General features: G+C 64.1%; 20 protein-coding genes and 1 riboswitch. Of the genes, 7 read left to right on the forward strand and 13 right to left on the reverse strand.

The features are described 5' to 3' along the window. Positions 1–57 precede the first annotated feature (57 nt). The 7 genes from M2281_RS12975 to M2281_RS13005 all read right to left on the reverse strand — a co-directional run bounded on the left by M2281_RS12975 (position 58) and on the right by M2281_RS13005 (position 7,544). Entirely contained in the window at positions 58–1,272 is a 1,215-nt protein-coding gene (locus M2281_RS12975; protein WP_280821563.1) for a YeeE/YedE family protein, read from the reverse strand. Between the two features lie 107 nt (positions 1,273–1,379). Next, the gene (locus M2281_RS12980; protein WP_280821564.1) at positions 1,380–2,300 is read right to left on the reverse strand and encodes a sulfurtransferase; all 921 of its coding nucleotides are present in this window, start codon (positions 2,298–2,300) and stop codon (positions 1,380–1,382) included. Positions 2,301–2,569: 269 nt separating this feature from the next. After that, positions 2,570–3,403 carry an ABC transporter permease gene (locus M2281_RS12985; protein ID WP_280821565.1) on the reverse strand — a complete coding sequence of 278 codons (834 nt, stop codon included), beginning with the start codon at positions 3,401–3,403 and terminating at the stop codon, positions 2,570–2,572. A gap of 5 nt (positions 3,404–3,408) precedes the next feature. Further along, entirely contained in the window at positions 3,409–4,236 is an 828-nt protein-coding gene (locus M2281_RS12990; protein ID WP_280821566.1) for an ABC transporter permease, read from the reverse strand. A gap of 56 nt (positions 4,237–4,292) precedes the next feature. Beyond that, entirely contained in the window at positions 4,293–5,402 is a 1,110-nt protein-coding gene (locus M2281_RS12995; protein ID WP_280821567.1) for an ABC transporter substrate-binding protein, read from the reverse strand. 29 nt (positions 5,403–5,431) lie between these two features. After that, entirely contained in the window at positions 5,432–6,532 is a 1,101-nt protein-coding gene (locus tag M2281_RS13000; RefSeq protein ID WP_280821568.1) for an ABC transporter ATP-binding protein, read from the reverse strand. Between the two features lie 88 nt (positions 6,533–6,620). Then, positions 6,621–7,544, reverse strand: a complete 924-nt coding sequence (locus M2281_RS13005) for a LysR substrate-binding domain-containing protein (RefSeq protein WP_280821569.1) — start codon at positions 7,542–7,544, stop codon at positions 6,621–6,623. A gap of 184 nt (positions 7,545–7,728) precedes the next feature. Here M2281_RS13005 and M2281_RS13010 point away from each other — a divergent pair, with 184 nt between their 5' ends. From M2281_RS13010 to M2281_RS13025, 4 genes are read left to right on the forward strand one after another with little or no spacing between them, the layout of a single operon-like run. Next, entirely contained in the window at positions 7,729–9,312 is a 1,584-nt protein-coding gene (locus M2281_RS13010) for an amidohydrolase (RefSeq protein WP_280821570.1), read from the forward strand. A 39-nt stretch (positions 9,313–9,351) separates the two neighbouring features. Then, positions 9,352–11,076, forward strand: coding sequence for an amidohydrolase (locus M2281_RS13015; protein WP_280821571.1), 1,725 nt, complete (start codon positions 9,352–9,354; stop codon positions 11,074–11,076). Further along, a complete protein-coding gene (locus M2281_RS13020) occupies positions 11,070–12,035 on the forward strand; it encodes a CobW family GTP-binding protein (RefSeq protein WP_280821572.1) in 966 nt (321 codons plus the stop codon). Before M2281_RS13015 ends, M2281_RS13020 begins: the two co-directional genes overlap by 7 nt. Then, positions 12,036–13,652: a 5-guanidino-2-oxopentanoate decarboxylase gene (locus tag M2281_RS13025; RefSeq protein WP_280821573.1), complete on the forward strand. Its 1,617-nt coding sequence runs from the start codon at positions 12,036–12,038 to the stop codon at positions 13,650–13,652. A gap of 113 nt (positions 13,653–13,765) precedes the next feature. Here the strand turns inward: M2281_RS13025 and thiD are convergent, their stop codons facing one another. The 6 genes from thiD to thiC are packed head-to-tail and all read right to left on the reverse strand — an operon-like array spanning position 13,766 to position 18,878. Further along, positions 13,766–14,515 (reverse strand): bifunctional hydroxymethylpyrimidine kinase/phosphomethylpyrimidine kinase, encoded by a 750-nt coding sequence (gene thiD / locus M2281_RS13030; protein WP_342394254.1) that lies wholly within the window; start codon positions 14,513–14,515, stop codon positions 13,766–13,768. Further along, complete coding sequence (locus M2281_RS13035; RefSeq protein WP_280821575.1) at positions 14,512–15,117, reverse strand: thiamine phosphate synthase; 606 nt, start codon at positions 15,115–15,117, stop codon at positions 14,512–14,514. The genes thiD and M2281_RS13035 overlap by 4 nt, the downstream gene beginning before the upstream one ends. Then, positions 15,114–15,887, reverse strand: coding sequence for a thiazole synthase (locus M2281_RS13040; RefSeq protein WP_280821576.1), 774 nt, complete (start codon positions 15,885–15,887; stop codon positions 15,114–15,116). Before M2281_RS13040 ends, M2281_RS13035 begins: the two co-directional genes overlap by 4 nt. A 3-nt stretch (positions 15,888–15,890) precedes the next feature. Then, complete coding sequence (thiS, locus tag M2281_RS13045; RefSeq protein ID WP_280821577.1) at positions 15,891–16,088, reverse strand: sulfur carrier protein ThiS; 198 nt, start codon at positions 16,086–16,088, stop codon at positions 15,891–15,893. Further along, on the reverse strand, positions 16,072–17,055 hold the full coding sequence (gene thiO / locus M2281_RS13050) for a glycine oxidase ThiO (protein WP_280821578.1): 984 nt from the start codon (positions 17,053–17,055) through the stop codon (positions 16,072–16,074). Before thiO ends, thiS begins: the two co-directional genes overlap by 17 nt. Next, positions 17,052–18,878: a phosphomethylpyrimidine synthase ThiC gene (gene thiC / locus M2281_RS13055; RefSeq protein ID WP_280821579.1), complete on the reverse strand. Its 1,827-nt coding sequence runs from the start codon at positions 18,876–18,878 to the stop codon at positions 17,052–17,054. Before thiC ends, thiO begins: the two co-directional genes overlap by 4 nt. Positions 18,879–19,002: 124 nt before the next feature. Further along, positions 19,003–19,119, reverse strand: a riboswitch (TPP riboswitch). A 153-nt stretch (positions 19,120–19,272) separates the two neighbouring features. On the opposite strand from thiC, the gene exbB reads away from it, so the two are divergent. The 3 genes from exbB to M2281_RS13070 are packed head-to-tail and all read left to right on the forward strand — an operon-like array spanning position 19,273 to position 21,658. Next, the gene (gene exbB / locus M2281_RS13060; RefSeq protein WP_280821580.1) at positions 19,273–20,250 is read left to right on the forward strand and encodes a tonB-system energizer ExbB; all 978 of its coding nucleotides are present in this window, start codon (positions 19,273–19,275) and stop codon (positions 20,248–20,250) included. A gap of 11 nt (positions 20,251–20,261) precedes the next feature. Continuing rightward, the gene (gene exbD / locus M2281_RS13065) at positions 20,262–20,708 is read left to right on the forward strand and encodes a TonB system transport protein ExbD (RefSeq protein WP_280821581.1); all 447 of its coding nucleotides are present in this window, start codon (positions 20,262–20,264) and stop codon (positions 20,706–20,708) included. Beyond that, entirely contained in the window at positions 20,705–21,658 is a 954-nt protein-coding gene (locus M2281_RS13070) for a TonB family protein (RefSeq protein ID WP_280821582.1), read from the forward strand. Before exbD ends, M2281_RS13070 begins: the two co-directional genes overlap by 4 nt. Positions 21,659–21,700 lie beyond the last annotated feature (42 nt).

The raw sequence follows: 21,700 nt of genomic DNA on the forward strand, positions 1-21,700 counted from the left end.
CAATCGCCGAAGTGGCGGCGAGGAAGGCGGTGCCGAAGAGGAGGGTGTTGCGCGCGCTCATTTCTTGTTGAATCCGTCGAGGCCGAACAGGGGACGCAGCGCCACGCCGCCGAGACTTCCGACAAAGGCCGAAGCGAACCAGAGCCAGCCATGCACGCTGCCCGAGGCGATGCCGGAAAATAGCGCACCCACATTGCAGCCGAAGGAAAGCCGCGCGCCATAGCCCATCAGCACACCGCCGATGGCCGCCGCCAGAAATGAAGCGAAAGGCACATGTACCTTCGGCGCAAATTTTCCGGCGAGCCCGGCTGCAAAGGCGGCGCCCAGGATGATACCGAAATTCATTACCGAGGTGACGTCGGCCAGTACGCTGGAGCCGAGGGCCTTGGCAGGTCCCGGCCAGTTCCAGAAATCCCAGGTCTCCACCGGAATGCCGACGGCCTGCGCGATCTTGGCGCCCCACAGGCCAAAGCCAAACGTGACCGACCATGGATGCCCGGCCGTCACCAGCGTGGCGATGTTGAGCGCAGCAAGACCAAGGCCGGCTGTGAATAGTGGCCATGGACCTTGCAGCAGCCGCGCGAAACTGTGCTCCGAGGCGGGTTTCACCTGCTCGAGGCTGCCATGGGCGCGGCGCTCGATGAGCACTGTGAGTGCGGCGACCGCGCCGAGGCCGGCCAGCGTCACGATCACGCCGCCGGGCACGCCGAGCGCGCTGCCGAGGCTGATCTGCGGCACGGAAGGCTGTGCGAGCCACCAGGGCAAATGCGCGGTACCGATGACCGCGCCGACAATGAAGAAGATCAGCGTGACCAGCATGCGCGAGCTGCCGCCACCCACGGTGAACAGCGTGCCGGAGCCGCAGCCGCCACCGAGCTGCATGCCGAGGCCGAACATCGCAGCACCCACCAGAACGGAAACGCCGACCGGCGCGAATGCGCCCGACAGCGGCTGCCCGTTGATGCTGCCGCTGGCCAGCAGCGGAATGAAGACCACGGCCGCCGCCGCAATCATCAGCATCTGCGCGCGTATGGCGCGTCCGCGCTGCTCCACCACGAAACGCCGCCATCCGCCGGTGAAACCGAAGGAGGCATGATAGAGCGTCATGCCCAGCAGGCCGCCGATGAGGAACAGAAGCGCCTGGCGAGGGCTGATCGCCTCGCCGATGGCGAGCGCACCGAGCACGAAGGCAAGGACGGCCACGACGACCGGCCCCTTGTCGAGATTGATGGGCGCGGCCGGAGCGCGCAAAGCGGCGTTGATTTCAGTCATGATTTGGTCGGGCAAGGATTGAGGGATGCGGACCGCTTGATCCATTCAGCAAGATGCCCAGGATCGCTCCCGGACATCTCGGTCATCTCAGATTGACGCGGCCAGGCTCACGAGCCGGGCTGCACGGGACGTTCGGGATTGGCCGCCCATTCGGCCATCGAGCCGTCATACATCTTGGTGTTCTTGTTGCCTTCGATCTCGCTCAGGCCGAACCACACGACCGAGGCCCAGTGGCCGGTGTTGCAGAAGGCGATGTTCTTCTCGTCATTGCCGAGACCAACCGCCTTGGAAAGGTTAGCGACTTCATCCTTGGAGGCGAAGGAAGCCTTGCCGGCATCGTAGAGCTTGCCGTTTTCGAGGTTCACCGCGCCCGGAATGGTGCCGGCGACACGCACCACCGGGCTCTTGGCTTCACCCTTGAATTGCGCGGCGGGGCGACCGTCGACCAGCTTGGTGCCGTCGGTACGCGCCTGCTCGACATCGGCGGTGGTGGCGAGCAATTCCTTGCGTAGCTCGCCGGTAAAGCTGGCGGCCACAGGCTGCGCGGCCTCGGTCGAGAGTTCGCCGCCGGCAGCTTCCCAGGCACGCTCGCCGCCGTCGAGGATGGACACGGCATCGTGGCCGAGCACCTTGAAGGTCCAGTAGACGCGAGTGGCGCCGCCGAACTCCGAGGAATCGGTGCCGTTCGGCACGATCACCACATGGCTGTCATTGCTGACGCCAAGCGCGCCGATGGTCTTGGCAATCTGGTCGACCGGCGGCAGCATGCCCGGCACGCCGTTTACTTCCGCGCGCCAGCCAGCGGTGGAGTAGGGGGCGTTGACGGCGCCGGGCACATGGCCCTTCTCATAAGGGTTGCCCTGCTTGTCGGCGTCGCGCACGTCAACAACCACAAGGCTCTTGTCACCGAGATGCGCCTTCAACCAGGCGGCGTCGACAAGCGGCTGGTCGGTCAGGCGCTCGGCCTGGGCTCCGGCGGCAAATGTCAGGACAGCTCCAAGGGCTGCGGCGAAAAGGGAAAGGCGCATCGACTGCTCCTGATGTTTTGGCAAAAGAACTCGACCGCACTTATAGGCACGTCAGGAGCGCCAAGCATGGCAAGCATCCCCCAATTTGCGCGACGCATTGGAAGAAACTGCCAGTCATGGCCCGAACCATGGAAAGAATTTTCCTTTCACATGTGAGAAGGTGAGCGGAGGAGCATAAATCATCCGAATCCACCCAAGTTGCACATGCGAAAAGGCCGTCCGCCTTGCAGCGAACGGCCTCTGCCGATTTTTCCAGGCTTCGAGGCGTCTTAGGCTGGCTTCGCCACCCGCCCGCGCTGCCAGCGCCACAGGTCGCGGCCAAGGATACCTAGAACCGTCAGCGAGATCAGGATCACCGAGATCGCAGCGATAGCGGGGTCGATGTTGTCGCGCATGCCGTTCCACATCTGCCGGGGCAGGGTGACGACATTGAAGCTGGTGATGAACAGCGTCACCGAGATTTCTTCCCAAGACAGGATGAAGGCGAAGAACGCGGCCGAGATGATACCGAACCTGGCGTTGGGCAGAATGATCCAGAAGATCGATTGCCACAGCGAAGCACCGAGCCCGCGTGCGGCCATGTCGATGCGCCTGTCGATCTGGCTGAGCGAAACCATGAAGGTGACCAGCGCAAAAGGCGTTGCCACCACTACATGGGCGAGGATGACGCCGCCGATGCTGTCGAAGCCGATCCAGGGCGCAATGTCGATCAGCGAGGTCTCGAAGAAATAAAGGATGATCGCCGACACCACCGGCGGCATCACCATGGGCAGAAACACCAGCGCGGCCAGCATGGTCGAAAAGCGATTGCGCACGTACCAGAGCCCGAGCCCGAACATGACCGCGAGCATGGTGGAGATCGCCGCGCTACCTAGTGCGATGCCGAGGCTGAGTTTGATGCTGTCCAACCACACCGGGTTGGTGAACAGCGCTTCGTAATGGCGCAGCGACCAGTTGCCCTTGGGCATGGAGAGGTAGCGCGCGCCGGTGAAGGATACCGGCACGATGGCCAGGAGCGGCATCAGCAAAAAGACGATCGTGAGATAGACTATCGCGGCGCTGACGCGGCCTGGCTTGTCAGTGCTGTTCGGGTTGGCGCTCATTGTTGTCACCCTACGAGCTTGTCAAGGCGCGCGACCTTGTGGAGCAGCGCGCCGAGCGCGGCCACGATGGCCAGAAGGATCACGCTGATTGCAGCGGCCAGTCCCCAGTTCACAGTCTGGAACAGCTGCAGATAGATGAACTCCGCAACCATCACGCTGCGACCACCCGACAGGATCGCCGGGGTGATGAAGAAGCCGAGTGCAAAGACGAAGACGATGATGCTGGCGCCCAGCACGCCGGGCATGGTCATGGGCAGCGTCACGGTCCAGAAGATGCGCATGCGCCCAGCGCCCAGTCCGCTGGCGGCCTGCAGCACGCGCGGATCGACCTGACGCAGCGCCGAGGCAAGCGGAAAGACAGCAAATGGTATGAGGAAATGCGTCATGCCGATGATGCTGCCGAGCTCATTGCGAACCAGCGCCAGCGGCTCCTTGATGACGCCGATGCTCATCAGGCTCTCGTTGATGATACCGTTGTTGCGCAGCAGGATCAGCCAGCCGAAGGCGCGGATCAGCACCGAAATCCAGAAGGGGATCAGCACGCAATACTCGATCAGCCGCTGTCGCTGCGGGGGGCCGAACACCCAGTTGTAGGCGATGGCATAGGCAAGCGTCACCGAAACGGTGGTGACTATGACGCAGATGCGCAGCGTGCGGATGAGCACCACCTGCACGGTCGGATCGGTGAAGATGCGGATATATTGCCCCAAGCCGGGCTCGGGGTCGGTCACGCTCCATTTCGCCACCATCAGGAATGGCAGCACATAGGAGGCGACCAGAAAGAGCGGCAGGGGAGCCAGCAGGATCGCATAACGCATCCAGGATCGTGTCATGATCGAGGCCCTCCTGACGCTCTCGGATGTTGAGGGGGCGGCTTCGCCGCTCCCGCTTACTTGGAAACCAGCGCCAGGAACTTTTCCAGCGCGGTCGAATAGTTGTCGGCATACCACTCGGCGCTGAGCGTGACCTGCTTGGCCTCCGCTTCCGGCGACACGCAGTTCAGTGCCTTCTTGTCGTCCGGGATCAGCGCGTCGGCCTGCGGGTTGGCCGGGCCGTTGCCGAGCAGGTCGAACAGCGCCACCTGGCTCAGTGCGTCCTGGGAGGACGCGATGAAGCGCATGGCATTGTCGCGGCCGGTGGGGTTGCCCTTCGGCGTGATCCAGGTCGAGGAGTTGAGGAAGCCGCCCTCATAGCCCCACTTGATCTGGTCGCCGGTGTCGCGGCCGAGCAGGATGGCGCGGGTGTTCCAGATGTAGCCCATGGCTGCTTCGCCTTCGAGCAGGAGCTGCTGGCTTTCTGCGCCCGAACCCCAGAAGGAGATGATGTGCGGCTTGAGCTCTTCGATCTTGGCGAGCGCGCGTTCGATGTTGAGCGGATAGAGCTCTTCCGGCTTCACACCGTCGGCCAGAAGGGCGGCCTCCAGCATGCCGTTCATCCACTTGTACATGGTGCGCTTGCCGGGGAATTTGTCGACGTTCCAGAAGTCGGCCGGCGACTTCGGGGCCTCGTCGGAGAACTTGGCGGAGTCGTAGGCGAGCACATAGGAGAAGAAGTAGCCCGGCGTGCCGAACTCGTAGTCGTAGCCCTTGCGGATCTTGGCGCGGTCGATGACGTTGTAGTCGAGCGCTTCCAGGACGCCTTCCTTGCCGAAGGCGATACCGAGGTTGGCGTCGGCGTCGATGACGTCCCAGATGACCTTGCCCGAGGTGATCTGCGCCTTGATGGCGCCTTCGGTCGGGCCGCTGCCGTCGATGCGAACGGCGATCCCGGTTTCCTTCTCGAACCGTTCGCCGAATGCCTTCTGGAAGGCTTCGATGGCGTCGCCGCCCCAGTTGGCGAGGACAAGCTGGTCGCCCGCGAAAGCCATCTTGGCGCGCATTGCCACCGGCACGCTCAGCAGGAGGGCTGCGGCCTTGACGAAGCTGCGGCGGTCGATCTCGCCGGCCGCTGTGCGGCGGGTGAGGATTTCAAAGCAGTCGCGCTTGAAATGGTCGGACATGATTTTCGTTTTCACTCCCATTAATTGGTTCAGGCGTTGCGGTCGTCGTGCAGGATGAAGCCGCTTTCGACTGGCCAGCACACTTTGGTTTCGGCGCCGACGGCGAGCGCGGCCGCAGCCGAATTGTCCGGGACGGACAGCAAGAGACGCTGCCCGGTGGGCAGGGCAACCTGCAGGCTCATTTCCGCGCCGTTGTAGATCTTGTCGGCAATCACGCCGGCGATGCCGTTTTCGTCAGCACCGGCCGCGCCGATGCGCAGATGCTCGGGACGAACCGCCAGCAGGGATTGCTTACCGGCAGGCGCAGCGGCATTGGTCGGCGCCGAGAGCGTCGCCTCGCCGAGGCGGCCGGTAGCGCGCCCGTCGATGGCGCTGCAGCCTTCAAGCGGCAGCATGTTGATGCGGCCGAGGAACTCGGCGACGAAGCGATTATCCGGTCGCGTGTAGATCGCGCGCGGCTCGGCCGCCTGCATAAGCTGGCCATGGTTGAAGATGGCGATACGGTCCGAAAGGGCCAGCGCTTCGCTCTGGTCGTGCGTGACGAAGACGAAGGTCGTGCCGGTTTCGCGGTGCACGCGCTTCATCTCGGCCTGCAGGCCTTCGCGCAGGTTCTTGTCGAGGGCGGAGAACGGCTCGTCGAGCAGGAGCACGCCCGGCTCGAACACCAGCGCGCGGGCAAGTGCAACGCGCTGCTGCTGGCCGCCGGAAAGCTGGCCAGGCTTCTTGTGGGCGTGCGCGGAAAGCCCGACGCGCTCGATCATGTCGCCAACGCGCTTCTTGATCTCGGCGGCAGGTACCTTGCGGACCTTGAGCGGGAAAGCGACGTTGTCGGTTACCGACAGGTGCGGAAACAGCGCATAGCCCTGGAACACCATGCCGAAATTGCGTTTGTCGGCCGGACGGTTCGTGATGTCGATGCCGTCCTCTTCAAGGCGCCCGCGGCTCGGCGTCAGGAAGCCGGCGAGAGCCATCAGAAAGGTCGTCTTGCCCGAGCCGGAGGGGCCGAGCAGGGTCAGGAATTCGCCTGCAGCGATGGTCAGGTCAAGGCTGCGCAAGGCTTCGAAATTACCGAAGGACTTGCCGAGGCCGATTGCACTGAGTTGAGAGGCGCGATGTCGTTGAGGGGCCAAACCCACTCCCCCTTTTCTATTTTTGCGGGACGATAGGTTGAAAACCGAATTCACCACAATGGAATAATTTGCGCAGTTCAGGTGAAGATTATTCATGTTGCCGTGAGCGGAGTAGTTGGCGGCTCTCCGCGAGGCTTGTTTTCAACCAGTTGCAGAAGGCGCTAACGATCGGCTGATCGAGCTTGTGCCGTTCACAGACCAGAAAATAGGACTCCGGCGATTTGATGGTGCTGTCGAAGGGGCGCACCAGGTCTCCGTCGGTCAGCGCCCTGCCGCAGACGATGTCGTCGCCCATGGCCACACCTTGCCCGGCGATGGCGGCGGCCTGTGCCAGATAGACGTCGGAAAAGACGATGCTGTTTTCCGGGTCCGGCATCGGCAAGCCATAGGTGCCGAACCAGAGCGACCAGTCGTGAAAGTCGTTGAGGTGCAGCAGCGTCAGCCGCGACAGGTCCTCGGGCGTGTGAATGTTGTTCGAGTTGAGCAGTACCGGGCTGCAGATCGGCGTGAATTCCACCTGCGCCAGCAATTCCGACCAATGGTTCGGCCAGCTGCCGGCGCCAAAGGCGATGAACACATCCGATTCGGGATCGCTGACATCGTCCAGCCGTCGCGGCGTCACCAGCTTGATGCGCACGAGCGGGTAAAGACTGCGGAAATCGTTCAGATGGTTGCAGAGCCAGAAGGTGGCGAAGCCCGGTGTGCAGGAGATCGTCAACCGGCCGTGAAGCTGCACATCGTCGGCGATCTCGGCGGCCTGGGCGATGAGCCCCAGCGCGGTGCGCACCTCCTGCGCATAGCGGCGGCCGAACGGGGTGAGCTCGATACCCTTGCCGTCCCGCTCGGTGAGTTCCAGCCCCAGCTCGCGTTCGAGGAAGCGCAGCTGGTGGCTGATGGCGCTCGGTGTGCGGTGCAGCTCCTGCGCTGCCTGCCAAAGGCTGCCATGGCGGGCAACAGAATCGAAGGCCCGCAAGGCGCTCATGGAGGGCAGGTTTCTGGCCGGCCAAGTCATGTATCCTCCCAAAGATGAAAAAGTCTCAACAGTGGAGACAATATATATCACTTTCTGAAAATCCCATTCACCCCATACCATGGATTTGCAATGAGCCAGGCTTGCCCGGCTCCGGAGGATCAATCTTGCCGGCCCTTTGCCGGCAATGCGTGCAAGTCACGCGGGGACAAATTACGAGCAGCCGATGACCAGGAATATTGCCGAGCAAACCGCCACGCGCTGGGTCGACGAGAACGCGGCCGACCTGTCGAAGTGGACCAGCGAAATCTGGCACAAGGGCGAGACGGCCTGGCGCGAATACGAATCCGCAGCCTGGTATGTCGAGCGTCTGCGCGCCGAAGGCTTCACCGTGGAAGAGGGCTCAGCCGGCATGCCGACGGCCTTCGCTGCTTCGTGGACCAACGGCGAGGGCGGCCCGGTCATCGCTTCCTATGCCGAATATGACGCCGTGCCGGGTAACTGCCAGGCGGCAAGCACCGTCAAAGAGCCCCGCGCCGGACTCAACGAACATGCTGGCGGCCATACCGATCCACACTCGGCGCTCGGCATGAGCGCCTTCGGCGGCCTGCTCGCCACCAAGGCGGCCATGCAGGCGCACAACATTCCCGGTACGCTGAAGTTCTTCGGCGAGCCAGCCGAGAAGGTGCGTGGCTCCAAGCCGATCCACGCGGCCAAGGGCTATTATGACGGCCTCGACGCCATGATCAGCTTCCACCCCTGCTACATGCTGCCGCTGTGCAACACGGTGAACTGGGACACACATTGCGGCGCGGCCTTTGCGATGGTCTATCGCTTCGTTTGCGACGAACCGGAAAGCTGGCTGAAGCGCGCCGACGGTCTTCCGATCCCGCAGGCGCACAGCGCCGTGCGCGCGCCGGGCGCCAACGACGCGCTGTTCTATATGTATAACGCCTCCAAGGCGCTGCGTGATTCCATGCTGCCGCATATGGGCGGCTGGTCGATCAGTGAGGCGATCCTGACGGCGGGACAGGCGACGGCCGACAACCTGCCGGCGCGGCTCGCCGAAATCCAGTACATCATCCGCGTTCCGACCGTGGAGATGGCCGAGCAGGCGACGCTGATTCTCGACCGCAATGCGGAAGCCGCTGCCAAGCTCGCCCATTGCCGCGTGGAAAAGATCTGGGTGTCGAAGTCGCGCCCCGGCCTTGCCAACCACGTCATGGCCGAACTGGTCTATGGCAAGCTGGCCTCCGTCGGCGCGCCGAAGTGGAGCGATCGCGCCAAGGAGATCGCCCGCGAGATCCAGGCCAATGTCGGCCTCGAGCCGATGGCTGAGCCCTTCCTGCCCGATTGCGAAAAGCTGATCGCGCCGCAGGAAGCCGAGCGCATTTTGCGCCAGGATCTGCCGCCGTCGCAGATCAACTACACCTCGGACGACTACACCGACATGTGCTGGCACGCGCCCACTGCGCGCCTCTACATCGCCCGCCCGATGCTGACCGGTCCGGCCGGCTTTGCCTACCCGGACTGGGTGATGAACGCACTGGGCGGCATTCCCGAGACCATCGACCCGATGGTTACCTGCGCGTCCAAGACCATCGCGCACTCGATGCTCGAACTGATGCAGAACGCGGAGTTGCGGTCGGCTGCCCGCAAGGAGTTCGAGGAGCGCACCGGCGGCGGCGTCGGCGGCACCAACTGGATCCCGCCGCTGGCCGACTACGAAGCGCCGATCGGCTTGCGCTGGCCCGAATATGTCACCACTGTGCGCGGCCGCGAATGGTGGATCCCGAGCGCCGGCTACTAAGGCCGACGCTCACGCCCTTCTCCTGACAGGTAACCGATAATGCGCGTACTCTACGATCACCGCCCGAGCCACTCGGACCGCAGCGTCTATGCGGACCTCGTGCTCGTCAACGGCCGCATTTATACCGGCGATCCGGGCTTGCCCTGGTGCCAAGCGCTGGCAGTGGCACGCGGGCGCATCGTCGCCCGCGGCGAGCGCGCGGATGTGGAACATCTGATCGGTGCCCAGACGAAAGTGACGGACCTCGGCGGGCGTTTCGCCATGCCGGGTCTCTACGACATGCACACTCATCCCGATCTCGCGCTGGCGCCGCGCTATGCCGAGGACCTGGATATCGGCATCGTCGATCCGACGCCCGATCAGGTCCGCGATGCGATCCTGGCCTATGCGGCCAAGCATCCCGATCGCGAGTGGATCTACGGCCAGTATTTCGTCCGCTACACCTTCCGTCAGGCCGGTCTCGTTCCTGGCAAGGAATGGCTGGACACGGTGATGCCCGACCGCCCGGTCGCGCTGCTCGACCGCATGTGGGGCACCATGATGGTCAATAGCGAGGCGCTTCGCCGCGCCGGCATCACCGCCGAAACGCCCGATCCGGCCAATGGCTATCTCGAGCGCGACCCGGTGAGCGGGGAGCCGACGGGGCTTTTGATCGACGGCGCCTATGCGCTGATCCATGCGGCCATGCCGCCCACGCCGGTGCCGGTCCTGCGCGCGGCCTATCGCGACGGCGTGCACTACCAGTCCGCGCGCGGCGTTGTGTCGACGAAATATGTTCATGTCTGCGAAAGCCGGCTGAACGCGCTGCAGTCGCTCGACCAGGCCGGCGAGCTCACGCTGCGCGTCGAGGCTGCCATCAGCTGGCAGGACGACATTTTCCCGGTGCGACGCCGCTGGGAACTGTTGGCCGGCGAGCGCCACTACTACCGTTCGGCCCGGCTCAACGCCAATGCAGTAAAATTCCACTTCGACGGCACGGTCGAGCCACGCTCGTCCTATCTGATGACGCCGTGGGACGGGAACAGCACGTGGAGCGGCAAGCTCAACCTGACGCCCGAGCATCTTGCCGACATGATCTGGGACATGGACCGGCAGGGCATTCGCGTCATCGCTCACTGCACGGGTGACGGGGCCTCCGACACCTTCCTCGACGCGGTCGAAGAGGCGCGCCGTCGGCCCGGCGGGCTCGGTGTGCGCCATCAGTGCGCGCACAGCACCATCCTGCATGGCAGCAATCTCAAGCGCTTCCGCGATCTCAACGTCACGGCCGAATTCTCGCCGGTGTCGTGGTATCCGTCGAAATTCGTCTCCGGCGCCCGTTCTGGCTACGGCAAGGAGCGTTTGTCGCGCGCCTACAACATCAAGGGCGTGCTGGAGGCCGGCGGCGTCGCCGTCATCGGTACCGACTGGCCGGTCAGCCCGCTCGATCCGTGGATCGCGCTGGAAACCATGGTCACCCGCGCCAATCCGTGGGGCGAGGGCGAGGGCCGTTTTGGCGAGCCGATCTCGCTTTCCCAGGCCATCGACGTGATGACCAAGAACGGCGCTTGGTGCATGGGCATCGAGCACGAAGCGGGTTCGCTCGAAGTCGGCAAGTCGGCCGACATCATCGTGCTCGACCGCAACCTTTTCGAGGTCGAGCCGCAGGGCAATATCCACTCCACCAAGGTGGACCTCACCTTCATGCAGGGCCAGCTCGTGCATGACCGACTAAACGAGAACTCCGAGGCCGTCTGGCACGGGGAGGCCCCGCAGCTATGGTGACCAAGGGCGCCGCGCCCATACCGGTCACCGTGATCGGCGGCTTTCTGGGCGCGGGCAAGACAACGCTCGTCAACCACATTCTGAGCGGCGACCATGGGCTCAAGGTCGCCGTGCTGGTCAATGATTTCGGCGCGATCAACATCGACGCCGCGCTTATCACTTCGACCGAAGGTGGCCTCTACAGCCTGTCCAACGGCTGCGTTTGCTGCGGCCTCAACCAGGGCTTCGTCGAGCAGCTCGAAGAGCTTCTGGCCGCCCGCGCCGACATCGACCATGTCGTGATCGAAGCGAGCGGCGTGGCTGATCCCGCCCGCATCATGGACACGGTGCGCTATTCGCGCTTTGCCTCGCGGCTGCGCGCGGACGCCATTGTGGTGGTGGTCGACGCCGCGGGCTTTGACGATGCTATCGCCGCAGCACCAGGCCTTGCCGAAGCGCAGGTCGGCTCGGCCGATCTTTTGGTCCTCAACAAGACCGATCTTGTCGACCGCGAAAAGCTCGATGCATGGCGCGCGCGCTGGACTTTTCCTGACACCCGTATCGTCGAAACGACGAATGCGCTTGTGCCCTTCGACATTCTCTTTGCCGGCGAAATTCTTTCGCGCGGCACTGCGTCGACCTTCGCCGCTGAGCCTGTCCACGAACAGGCAACGAGCGCCATCTGGCGTCATGACGGCACCGTCGATCTGAAACGCCTGCAGAAGGTTCTTGCCGGCCTGCCCACGGCGGTCTATCGCGCCAAAGGCTTTTTGCGCGCAAACGATGGCCGATGCTTTGCGGTGCATCTGGTCGGCACGCGCCTTTCCTTTGAATCTTTGGCAAAAGCGCCCGAAGGCCTCGACGCGGAAAACATCCTGGTGCTCATCGGCTTCGGCGAGCGGCCACCCTTTGAAACCATCCTGGCCCAGCTCGACGGCTGCGCCGAACCTGCTGCGCCTGCCGCGAAAGGAACTGCCTGAATGAAGACGGTTGGAACCTATCTGGTCGAACTGCTTGCCGCCTATGGCGTCGACACCGTGTTCGGCATTCCGGGCGTGCACACGGTGGAGATGTATCGCGGCCTGCCCGGCAGCGGCATCCGCCATATCACGCCGCGCCACGAGCAGGGCGCCGGCTTCATGGCCGACGGCTATGCCCGCGCGACCGGCAAGCCGGGCGTGTGTTTCATCATTTCCGGCCCCGGCCTCACCAACATCGCCACCGCCATGGCGCAAGCCTATGGCGACTCGGTGCCTATGCTGGTCATCACCAGCGTCAATGCGCCGGGCCGCATGGGCTCGGGCGAGGGGCACCTGCACGAACTGCCCGACCAGCGCCAGGTGGGCCGCCAATTCACCGCCTTCAGCCACACCGTGCTGCGAGCCGAAGAGCTGCCGCAGGTGATGGCGCGGGCCTTCGCCGTCTTTGCGTCGGCGCGGCCCCGCCCGGTGCATATCGAACTGCCGATCGATCTTCTGACCCTTGATGCTTCCGACCTTCCGCCCGCACAGAAACGCCCGGCACCGACGCGCCCGGCACCTGAAAGCCACGCGATCGCCGAGGCCGCTGCCCTGTGCGCGGCAGCGAAGCACCCGGTGATCCTTGCAGGTGGCGGCGCGGCCGATGCCGGCGCGCCGCTGCGTGCACTGGCCGAAGCGCTCGACGCGCCAGTGGTCATGACGGTTAACGGCCGTGGTACGCTGCCGGCCGGCCATCCGCTGGGCGTGCCGTGCAGCCCGGCCATGGAGGCGACCACCGCGCTTATCGAGGCGGCCGATCTCATCATCGCGGCGGGCACCGAATTCGGCCCGACCGATTTCGATTTTTACGACACCGGTGGTGCGCGCATTACCGGCAAGCTGACCCGCATCGACATCGATCCCGAACAGGCAATGCGCGGCCGTCCCGCCGATCTCGCGCTGATCTCGGACACCAAGCTCGCGCTTGAAGCGCTGGTCGCTTCAGTCTCGCCGCGCCCGGCCGGCGATGGCGCCGAGCTCGCAAAAGCCGCTCGTGACGGCGTGCGCCAAGCGCTCAACCCCGTTCTGCGCGCCGGCGTTCACCTCATGGAAGTGGTGCGTGACACGCTGCCCGACGTGGTGATCGCGGGTGACTCGGCTCAGCCGGTCTATGCCGGCTGCTGCGACTTTGCCGCCAGCCGGCCGCGCTCGTGGTTCTGCTCGGCCACTGGCTACGGTACGCTCGGCTATGCGCTGCCGGCGGCTGCCGGCGCGCTGATCGGCAGCGGCAAGCCCACGGTATGCCTTGCCGGCGACGGCGGCATCCAGTTCACGCTGCCGGAGCTCGGCTCGGCCCGCGAGGCCGAACTGCCGCTGATCGTGCTGCTCTGGAACAACAACGGCTATGGCGAGATCAAGGCCTATATGGAAGCGCGCGGCATCGAGCCGATCGGCGTTGATATCTACACGCCGGATTTCCTCACCATCGCGCGCGGCTTCGGCTGCGAGGCCGAGAAGCTGGAAGATCCGCGCGATCTGCCGGCTAAGCTAAAGGCTGCCGCCCAGCGCAACCGGCCGACCGTGATCGAGATCGACGAAGCTGCCTATACCGCTTTCGTCGCCGCTCAAACCGCCTAGAGCATGATCCCGAACCGAAGGTCCGCGCAGCGAATAGTTGCAGACTTTTCGGATAAGATCATGCCAAAAAAAACAAGAGCTTAGAGCGAGATAGCGACACAAACCGTCTCGCGCTAAGCCCTCCCAAGGCTGGCTATCTGCTCGAAGACATAGCGTTTCGCCTCGCGCACGCATTCTTGGAGCGGTTGGCCCAGCGCAAGCCCGGCGGCGATCACGCTCGCCAGCATGCAGCCCGTGCCGCGCATGTTTTTTTCCAGGCGCGGCGCCGTGAAGCGTATTGTTTCGCCGCCTTCGTGCACCAGCATGTCGGTTGACCCGTTCCCCACGGCATGGCCGCCCTTGACCAAGATGGCGGCGCATCCGGTCTCGAGAAGGCGGTGGGCCTGACGCTCCGCCTGGACATCGTCCGTCGCCGTTTCTTGGCCAACCAGAATCCCGAGTTCGATCAGGTTGGGCGTGGCGATCGCGCAGAGCGGCATTAGTTCGCGTTTCAGCGTCACGATGGCCGCCGGATCTAGCAGCGCGCGGCCGGAGGATGAGGCCAGCACAGGATCGTGCACGACCGGCACTTGGCCGTATTCGCGCAACACGCCCGCCACGGCCTCAATGGTGGCCTTGCCGGACAGCATGCCGATCTTGATTGCCGCGACTTCGTTCGCGGCAAGTGCCGCGCGCATCTGATCAGCAACGAGGTCGGGCGGCATCGGCTCAACCCGTTCGACGGATACATGCGTCTGTACTGTCACTGCTGTCACGGCCACTGAGCTGTGCAGGCCGAAGGCCGCGACGGTTTCGACGTCACGGGACAGACCTGCGCCCCCGGAGGAATCCGTCCCGGCTACGACCAGTACATGCGCGCTCATCGCCATGGCGCCGTGCGTCGGAGCCATTCGCGTGTACGCGCTTCCGGGTCCGGGTTAAGCGTGATGTCGGTGACGACAGCCGCAGAGTCTGCCCCAGCCGAAAAGACGCCGTCGAGCCGGTCAGGATTGAGCCCGCCGATCGCTACCAGCGGCAACGGTTCTGCGCGGCGTTTCCATTCGCCGATGCGGTCAAGCCCCTGCGGCGCCCATTTCATCTTTTTCAGGATGGTCGGATAGACCGGGCCGAGCGCGATATAGTCCGGCCCGGCGGCAAGTGCGGTTTCCAGCTCGGCGTGGTCATGCGTGCTGAGGCCCAGTTTCAGTCCGGCTCGCCTGATGGCGGCGAGATCAGCGGCGGCAAGGTCCTCCTGCCCCAGATGGATGAAGTCGCAATCCTCTTCGATCGCCAGCCGCCAATGGTCGTTGACGATAAGCTGGCAGCCATGGTCCGCGCAAATCGCCTTGGCCGTGCGGATCTCCGACCTGAGGCCGGTCTGGTCCATTTCCTTGACGCGCAGCTGCACCAGCTTGACGCCGAGCGGCACCAGCCGTCCGATCCAGGCAGTGCTGTCGACGATGAGGTAGAACGGGTCGAGCTTCACGAAAACACCGCCTTGCCGATGAGAGGCGTCGAAGGGACGGCCATGTCGCGCGGTTCCAGCATGCCGGCGAGAAAGGCTTCATGCCCGGCCTCGACCGCTTTGCCGAAGGCGCTCGCCATGGCCACGGGGTCGCTGGCCTTGGCCACCGCAGTGTTGAGAAGCACGGCATCGAAGCCGAGCTCCATCACGGTCGCGGCGTGCGAGGGACGCCCCAGCCCGGCATCGACGACGAGCGGAACGTCTGGGAAATGACCGCGCAGCGTGCGCAGCGCGTCGATATTGAGCGGCCCCTTGGCCGAGCCGATGGGCGCGCACCAGGGCATCAGCACCTGGCAGCCGGCCTCCAGCAAACGCTCGGCCACGACGAGATCATCGGTCGTGTAAGGAAACACTGCAAAGCCGTCGCCCGAAAGGATACGGGCCGCCTCCACCAGTCCGAACACGTCGGGCTGCAGCGTGTCGTGATTGCCGATCACTTCGAGCTTGATCCAGTTGGTGGAAAACAGTTCGCGCGCCATGTGAGCGGTGGTGACGGCTTCCTTGACCGAGTGGCATCCGGCCGTGTTGGGCAGGACGGCAACGCCAAGCTGCTCGATCAGCGACCAGAATTGGCCACCCGTATTGCCCCCGGCCATTTCCCGCCGCAGCGACACTGTCACCACTTCGGCTTTCGAAGCGCGAACCGCCTCGGCCAGGATCGCGGGCGAGGGATATTGCGCGGTTCCAAGAAGGAGGCGGGAGGCCAGTTGCCTGCCATAGAGCGAGAGCATGGATCACCCTCCCTGCATCGGCGACAGAACTTCAATTCGGTCGCCATCGGCAAGGCGGCAATCATTGCGCTCGGCGGCGCGCACCAATTCGCCATTGTGTGCTGTGGCCAGCCAGCGGCCCTCATATTCAAGCTCGGCCAGAAGCGCGGCGAGCGTCGTCGCCGCCACATCCTGATCCTTGCCGTTAACGGTGAGCTTCATGTGCGAGCTCCCTTGTTTTGGAAATGCTGAAGGCCATTTGCGCGGCGCGCTGCGCCATGGCGGGCGCAAGCAGGAAGCCATGGCGGTAAAGGCCGTTGATGCTGATCGTCGCGCCCGACTGCGTCACGCGCGGCAGGTTGTCGGGATAGGCAGGCCGCACACCGACTCCAGCTTCGACGATCTCGGCTTCGCCGAAAGCCGGATGCACGCTGTAGGCGGCGTTGAGCAGTTCCATCATGGAGCGGGCGGTGACAGGTCTTCCCGACTCGCTCTCGATCATCGTCGCCCCGACCATAAAGCAGTGGTCTGCACGCGGAACAACGTAGAGGGGAAAGCGCGGGTGAAGCAGCCGAACCGGCCGCGACAGCGTCACGTCCGGCGCGCGCAGGATCAGCATTTCGCCGCGCACGCCGCGCAGGTTGGGATCCGAAGCGGCTCTCGCCATACCGGTGCAATCGAGGGTTAGGTCGAAGCGGCTGCCCGCTTCCCCTTCGACGAACAAAACGCCCATTGTCTCCAGCCTGCCGCGCAAGGCGGTGAGCGCGGCGCGGGGATCGAGATGCGCCTCACGCACGAAGTGCAGCGCGAGACGAAACCGACCTGCGAGATCGGGTTCGAACTCGGCGATCTCCTCTTCGCCGAGCGTCCGGAAACCGGTCGTGCGCGCGGCAAAGCGAGCCAGTTCGGCCGTATCCCGCGCTGGTGCGACAACCAGCGTGCCGGCCCGGACGACGTGGCCCGGCAAAGCCGCATCCCACCAATCGGCGGCGCCGAGGCCCAACTCCTGGATCAGCGGCTCCGCACTCTCGCGCTCACAGTCGGGCGCGAGCATGCCGCCGGCAAACCACGAGGCCGCCCGCACCATGTCGGTGCGCGGGTCGACGACGGTGACCGCCGCCCCGCGCGATGCCAGCTCATAGGCGGCCGTCAGGCCGGCAACGCCGGCCCCTTTGACCAGCGCTTTCATGGCGCCGGCGCCTCCTTGTCCGCGGTTTCGACTGTTTCCACCGGCATATAGAGGTCGCCGCCATGGCGATATTTTTCAGCCATTTCGGCCATGCCGTGCTCGCGCGCGGCATCGCGTATGTCCTGCGAAATCCGCATCGAGCAGAATTTCGGGCCGCACATGGAGCAGAAATGCGCCACCTTGTGCGCTTCCTTGGGTAGCGTCTCGTCGTGGAAGGCGCGGGCCGTATCGGGGTCGAGCGAGAGGTTGAACTGGTCCTCCCAGCGGAACTCGAAGCGCGCCCGCGACAGCGCATCGTCTCGGGCCTTTGCCGCCGGATGGCCCTTCGCTAGATCCGCGGCATGAGCGGCGATCTTGTAGGTGATGACGCCGGTCTTCACGTCGTTACGGTCGGGCAGGCCGAGATGCTCCTTGGGCGTGACGTAGCAGAGCATCGCGGTGCCGAACCAGCCGATCATGGCAGCACCTATGCCAGAGGTGATGTGGTCGTAGCCCGGGGCAATGTCGGTGGTGAGCGGCCCGAGCGTGTAGAAGGGGGCCTCACCGCACACGGCAAGCTGCCTGTCCACATTCTCCTTGATCATGTGCATGGGAATGTGGCCGGGGCCCTCGATCATCACCTGGCAATCCTTGGCCCAGGCGATCTGCGTCAACTCTCCCAACGTATCGAGCTCGGCGAACTGCGCCGCGTCATTGGCGTCGGCGATGGAGCCGGGACGCAGGCCGTCGCCCAGGGAAAATGACACGTCATAAGCGCGGCAGATGTCGCAGATTTCCTCGAAATGTTCGTAGAGGAAGCTTTCCTTGTGGTGGTGAAGGCACCACTTGGCCATGATCGAGCCGCCCCGCGAAACAATCCCGGTGACCCGGTTAACTGTGAGCGGAATATAGGGAAGCCGCACCCCGGCATGGATAGTGAAATAGTCGACGCCCTGTTCGGCTTGCTCGATCAGCGTGTCGCGAAAGATCTCCCAGGTCAGTTCTTCGGCAACGCCGCCGACCTTTTCGAGCGCCTGGTAAATCGGCACCGTGCCGATCGGCACGGGCGAGTTGCGGATGATCCAATCGCGGATGTTGTGGATGTTGCGGCCGGTGGAAAGGTCCATCACCGTGTCGGCGCCCCAGCGGATGGCCCAGACCATCTTCTCCACCTCCTCGGCCATGGAGGAGGTGACGGCGGAATTGCCGATATTGGCGTTGATCTTCACCAGGAAATTGCGGCCGATAATCATCGGTTCGGTTTCCGGGTGGTTGATATTGGCGGGGATGATAGCCCGGCCGCGTGCCACCTCGTCGCGCACGAATTCGGGCGTGACGTAGTCAGGAATGGCCGCGCCGAAGGACTGGCCGTTGCGTGCAGCCTTGCGCATCTCTTCCCGGCCGAGATTTTCGCGGATGGCGATGAACTCCATCTCGGGCGTGATGATGCCGGCTCGTGCATAGGCAAGCTGGGTGACGGCCTTGCCATCTTTTGCCTTGAGCGCGCGGTGGCGCGACGGAAATTCGGGCGTTAGCCGGTCGCCCGAGACGAATCCGTTGTCCTCGGGCCGGACGATACGGCCGTCATAGGCCTCGACGTCGCCGCGAGCTGTGATCCAGTCTTCGCGGATGCGCGGCAGTCCCTTTTCGATGGTGATTCTCGCGTTTTCGTCGGTGTAGGGGCCTGAGGGATCGTAGACGGTGACCGGCGGTTCGCCGGCGCTGGGATGGAGAGCGATTTCGCGCATGGGCACACGTAGATCGGCGTGGATCGCACCGCATTTGTAGACCTTGCGCGACGCGGGCAAGGCGCCCACGGAAACGGTCGGGGTTAAGGCATTCATTGGGACGGACCTCCCTTGCTGGGTTGCAATGGAGACCCAGTTCCGTGCCGGAAGGAGGATACGGACTTCGCAAGTGCCGGAAAGGGCGGCTTCGCCGCAATATCCGGGACGAGCCGCAATGCGACGCGAAGCCCTTGCACCATCCCTACGCCAGTGTGAACTGGATCAGGTTCAACGGGTCACTGCGCTGCGAAAGCCAGCAGAATCTCAGCCCCTTGTCGGGACACCCCTGGTGAGGTGGGTAGCTTGTACGAAGGGTCGGCGCCTTGTCAACAGGCTGCTTCGGCTTCCACTTCTTGACAGGCGTGCCGATTCAGCATGGCATCTTGCATTGCTCAGTTAATATGAGTATTTCGCTCCAGAAATATCTCGACCGCGCAGCGAGGGGACAGCTATGCTGAAGAACCGGATTTTGGCCATCATGTTCATGGGGGCCATTTCGTTTGTCGGCACGGCAACGGCCCACGCGCAGGAGCAGGCGCCATCACAGCCGGCGACGGTCGAGACACCGGCGGCTCCTGCCGCGCAGCCTGTGGAAGCTCACGGGCAGCCGGCCGGCGCTACGCCGACTGCTTCCGATCTGGCACCGCAGATGCCTGCCACTTCGGTGGTGCCGGTCGATGGAACTCAGGTGCCGCTATCGAGCAGTCACTCGCCTATGGCCTCCAACCTGCCTCACAACCTGTCTCCCTGGGGCATGTTCATGAGTGCCGACATCGTGGTGAAGGCGGTGATGATTGGCCTGGCCTTTGCCTCGCTCGTCACCTGGACGGTCTGGCTTGCCAAGTCGCTCGAACTAGCGGCTGCGCGCCTGAAGGCCCGTCGAGCGCTGAAGGCCATAGTCTCGGCGCGTAGCCTTGCCGATGCGGAACGTGCGTTGGAAGGTCGAGGTGGTGCCGGCGCGCTGCTCGTGCGTGCGGCGCAGCAGGAGGTCACTCTTTCGCAGACCGCGCTCGACTTTGCTGGCGGTGAGGGCCTGAAGGAGCGTGTCGCCTCACGACTGTCGCGCATCGAAGCCATGGCTGGCCGGGGCATGTCACGAGGCACCGGCGTTCTGGCCACTATCGGTTCCACCGCGCCCTTTGTCGGTCTGTTCGGCACCGTCTGGGGCATCATGAATGCCTTCATCGGTATCTCCGAGGCGCAGACCACCAATCTAGCAGTCGTAGCGCCTGGCATTGCGGAAGCGCTGCTTGCCACTGCCGTCGGCCTCGTCGCGGCCATTCCGGCTGTTGTCGTCTACAACGTCTTTGCCCGCTCGATCACTGGCTACCGTCAGCTGTTGGCCGACGCGTCGGCAGGGGTTGAGCGCCTCGTCAGCCGCGATCTCGACTTCCGCCTGGTGCTGCCCAAGGCGCTGGCGGCGGAGTAGGGAGCAGCGCCATGGCTTCCCGAATCCGCGAGAGCGCCGGCGACGAGCTGGAAGAAAACCACGAGATCAATGTGACGCCGTTCATCGATGTCATGCTGGTTCTGCTCATCATTTTCATGGTGGCAGCACCCCTTGCTACCGTGGATGTCAATGTCGACTTGCCGGCCTCGACCGCTGCGGCAGCTCCCCGGCCGGACAAGCCAGTCTATCTCACGCTCAAGGAAGATTTGGCGCTGGCGCTGGGCAATGAGACCGTGCCGCGTCAGGCCTTTGCGGCGGTGCTGGACCAGCAGACTGGCGGCGACAAGGAAACGCGCATCTTCCTGCGTGCCGACAAGACGGTCGGCTATGGCGAGCTGATGGAGGTGATGAACCTCCTGCGCGCGGCAGGCTATCTCAAGATCGCACTGGTCGGGCTTGAAACCGCGCCTGCCCCGGAGGCACCGCAAGCGCAATGACCATGGCTGTCGAGCATTCTGGCCTCGATGCCCACAGCTCGCTTCCGTCGCGCCGTGAGGTGGTCGGGTGGCTTGCGGCGGGGGCTGTCGTGCTCACCCTGCATGCGGGCGCGGCCATGATGTTCCAGCGGATGACGAACGTACTTCCGGCCGCCGAGCAAGAAGCTGCAATGGTCGTGGAACTGGCTCCGGTGCCGTTCGTTGCTCCGAGCGAAGTCGATAGCGAGTTGGTCCCCGAGAAGGTCGCGCCGGAAGAGGCCATCGCGGCGCCGGGCACGGAAACGCCCTCCGAAGATACCGAAAGCGCCACGATCAAGCGGGACGTCGTCGACACCGCGGAAGAGGTGCCGGTCAAGCAGCCCGCCCCGGTCGCCGAAGAGCCAGTGCAGGAGGCAAGCATAGAGCCGGTTACCGAGCCAGCGGCGGAGTCCGAAATTACCGCACCGGAGCTGGTCGAGGCGGTGACGCCCGAGGTTGCGGTTCCGCTGCCGATGCCAAAGCCGAAGGTTGAACCGGAGCCGCAGCCCAAAAAAGCTGCCGAAAAGCCGAAAACCGAGCCGCTCAAGAAGGCTCCCAAAGCCAAGCCGGCGGAAAAAGTCGCGGAAAAGCCCGCGGAGAGGCAGGCGACGCTGGAAGCAGCCCCGGCTCCAAAAAGCCACGCTTCGATGGCGCCGACCGTCAGTCACGCGAAGTGGCAGGCAAAGGTGCTGGCCTGGATCAATCGCCACAAACCGCGGTCGGCGCGCGCGCGAGGCGTCGTGCAGGTCAGGTTCCAGATCGATCCGTCGGGAAGTGTTCTCAGCGCAAACGTCATACGCTCATCGGGTGACGACGCCCTGGATCAGGCCGCTATCAACATCGTCATGCGTTCTTCACCTGTCCCGCCTCCGCCGTCAGAAATCGCCCGCAACAGGATGTCCCTGTCCCTGCCGGTGGAGTTCAAGCGCTAGTTTTGAGGAGCCGCCCGCCCAATTCGTCGCTGTCGCCTTTGC

This window comes from Pseudaminobacter soli (ex Li et al. 2025), from assembly GCF_029892515.1.
In the GTDB taxonomy this organism is placed as follows: Bacteria; Pseudomonadota; Alphaproteobacteria; order Rhizobiales; family Rhizobiaceae; genus Pseudaminobacter; species Pseudaminobacter soli_A.